The sequence below is a fragment of the Acinetobacter sp. WCHA29 genome (genome assembly GCF_002165335.1).
Lineage (GTDB): Bacteria > Pseudomonadota > Gammaproteobacteria > Pseudomonadales > Moraxellaceae > Acinetobacter.
The window spans coordinates 2,292-5,766 of record NZ_NHRQ01000040.1; the positions used below are offsets into that span (position 1 = coordinate 2,292).

The following is a 3,475-nucleotide window of genomic DNA, read 5'->3' on the forward strand; positions in this document are numbered from 1 at the left end:
GCTTATTAACTTCTGTGATTTATCACAGTTTACTACTCGCTGACGAGGCGGTAGTTAATCATTAACAGATTAGAATTTGAGTCTGAAATAAATTGTTCAAACTCGATTAAATAGGAAGATAACAAGTAATTGTTAAATTAATATTTAATCTGAGAACTAGCAAAAACACTGAATCAAGCGTTTTGGTATATGAATTTAGATTGAAGCTGTACGGTGATTAAGTTCACGAAGCAACAAACTGGATGAGAGCGATGTAAGTTGAAAAACGAACATGGCAATCTGTCCTAACCTTACTTGTAAGGGTTAGCGACTGTTTGGGGTTGTATAGTCAAGTAATTAAGTGCATGTGGTGGATGCCTTGGCAGTCAGAGGCGATGAAAGACGTAATAGCCTGCGATAAGCTCCGGGGAGGCGGCAAATATCCTTTGATCCGGAGATTTCTGAATGGGGGAACCCACCCGCTATAAGGCGGGTATCATAAACTGAATACATAGGTTTATGAAGCGAACGAGGGGAAGTGAAACATCTCAGTACCCTTAGGAAAAGAAATCAATTGAGATTCCCTTAGTAGCGGCGAGCGAACGGGGAGCAGCCCATTAAGTTGTGTGTGTTCTAGTGGAACGCTCTGGGAAGTGCGAACGTAGAGGGTGATATTCCCGTACACGAAAGGGCACACACAATGATGACGAGTAGGGCGAGGCACGTGAAACCTTGTCTGAATATGGGGGGACCATCCTCCAAGGCTAAATACTCCTGACTGACCGATAGTGAACCAGTACCGTGAGGGAAAGGCGAAAAGAACCCCTGTGAGGGGAGTGAAATAGATCCTGAAACCGCATGCATACAAGCAGTGGGAGCCGACTTGTTCGGTGACTGCGTACCTTTTGTATAATGGGTCAGCGACTTACATTCAGTAGCAAGGTTAACCGTATAGGGGAGCCGTAGAGAAATCGAGTCTTAATAGGGCGTTTAGTTGCTGGGTGTAGACCCGAAACCAGGCGATCTATCCATGAGCAGGTTGAAGGTTGGGTAACACTAACTGGAGGACCGAACCCACTGTCGTTGAAAAGCCAGGGGATGACTTGTGGATAGGGGTGAAAGGCTAATCAAGCCTGGTGATAGCTGGTTCTCCCCGAAAGCTATTTAGGTAGCGCCTCGGACGAATACCATTGGGGGTAGAGCACTGTTTCGGCTAGGGGGTCATCCCGACTTACCAAACCGATGCAAACTCCGAATACCAATGAGTACTATCCGGGAGACAGACTGCGGGTGCTAACGTCCGTAGTCAAGAGGAAAACAATCCAGACCGCCAGCTAAGGCCCCAAAATCATAGTTAAGTGGGAAACGATGTGGGAAGGCATAGACAGCTAGGAGGTTGGCTTAGAAGCAGCCACCCTTTAAAGAAAGCGTAATAGCTCACTAGTCGAGTCGGCCTGCGCGGAAGATGTAACGGGGCTAAAACTATGTGCCGAAGCTGCGGATTTGACTTTAAGTCAAGTGGTAGGGGAGCGTTCTGTAAGCCGATGAAGGTGTGTTGAGAAGCATGCTGGAGGTATCAGAAGTGCGAATGCTGACGTGAGTAACGACAAAACGGGTGAAAAACCCGTTCGCTGAAAGACCAAGGGTTCCAGTCCAACGTTAATCGGGGCTGGGTGAGTCGACCCCTAAGGCGAGGCCGAGAGGCGTAGTCGATGGGAAATTGGTTAATATTCCAATACTTCTGTGTAATGCGATGAGAGGACGGAGAAGGTTAAGTCAGCCTGGCGTTGGTTGTCCAGGTGGAAGGTTGTAGGCATGTATCTTAGGCAAATCCGGGGTACTCTATGCTGAGAACTGATAGCAAGCTGTACTTGTACAGTGAAGTGGCTGATACCATGCTTCCAGGAAAAGTCTCTAAGCTTCAGTTACACAGGAATCGTACCCGAAACCGACACAGGTGGTCAGGTCGAGTAGACCAAAGCGCTTGAGAGAACTCTGCTGAAGGAACTAGGCAAAATGGTACCGTAACTTCGGGAGAAGGTACGCTGCTGACGGTGATGGGACTTGCTCCCTGAGCTATTGGCAGCCACAGAAACCAGGCCGCTGCAACTGTTTATTAAAAACATAGCACTCTGCAAACACGAAAGTGGACGTATAGGGTGTGATGCCTGCCCGGTGCTGGAAGGTTAATTGATGGGGTTAGCGTAAGCGAAGCTCTTGATCGAAGCCCCAGTAAACGGCGGCCGTAACTATAACGGTCCTAAGGTAGCGAAATTCCTTGTCGGGTAAGTTCCGACCTGCACGAATGGCATAATGATGGCGGCGCTGTCTCCAGCAGAGGCTCAGTGAAATCGAAATCGCTGTGAAGATGCAGTGTACCCGCGGCTAGACGGAAAGACCCCGTGAACCTTTACTGCAGCTTGACATTGAACTTTGACCTTACTTGTGTAGGATAGGTGGGAGGCTTTGAAGTTGGAACGCTAGTTCCAATGGAGCCGTCCTTGAAATACCACCCTGGTAATGTTGAGGTTCTAACTCTGCCCCGTAATCCGGGGCGAGGACCATGTCTGGTGGGTAGTTTGACTGGGGCGGTCTCCTCCTAAAGAGTAACGGAGGAGTACGAAGGTGCGCTCAGCGTGGTCGGAAATCACGCGTAGAGTATAAAGGCAAAAGCGCGCTTAACTGCGAGACCCACAAGTCGAGCAGGTACGAAAGTAGGTCTTAGTGATCCGGTGGTTCTGTATGGAAGGGCCATCGCTCAACGGATAAAAGGTACTCTGGGGATAACAGGCTGATACCGCCCAAGAGTTCATATCGACGGCGGTGTTTGGCACCTCGATGTCGGCTCATCTCATCCTGGGGCTGAAGCAGGTCCCAAGGGTATGGCTGTTCGCCATTTAAAGAGGTACGCGAGCTGGGTTTAGAACGTCGTGAGACAGTTCGGTCCCTATCTACCGTGGGCGCTGGAAATTTGAGAGGATCTGCTCCTAGTACGAGAGGACCAGAGTGGACGAACCTCTGGTGTACCGGTTGTGACGCCAGTCGCATCGCCGGGTAGCTATGTTCGGAAGGGATAACCGCTGAAAGCATCTAAGCGGGAAGCCTACCTCAAGATAAGATTTCCCTAGGAATTTATTCCTCTAAAGAGCCGTTCGAGACTAGGACGTTGATAGGTTGGGTGTGGAAGCACGGTGACGTGTGAAGCTGACCAATACTAATTGCTCGTGAGGCTTGACTATACAACACCCAAACAGTTGTTGTATTCAAGATAAATTCAATACATAACTTGATTTAGTGTACAAACTAGTTACAATACTGAACACAAATTAGACCAATTATCTAATCCGTTAATAACTCTTTGGATCGTAAGTAAGGCAGACATGAAGTGAAAACACAACATGATCAGTAAGACCCGAAAACACCACAACAGTTTGCTGGCGACAATAGCAAGAGTGAACCACCTGATCCCTTCCCGAACTCAGAAGTGAAACCTCTT

2 rRNA genes are annotated in these 3,475 nt (G+C 48.5%); both read left to right on the plus strand.

What is annotated here, in order from left to right:
* Positions 1-326 precede the first annotated feature (326 nt).
* Positions 327-3,218: ribosomal RNA gene (locus CDG59_RS14725) — 23S ribosomal RNA — on the plus strand.
* 194 nt (positions 3,219-3,412) lie between these two features.
* A 5S ribosomal RNA gene (rrf, locus tag CDG59_RS14730) occupies positions 3,413-3,475 on the plus strand; the annotation flags it as partial.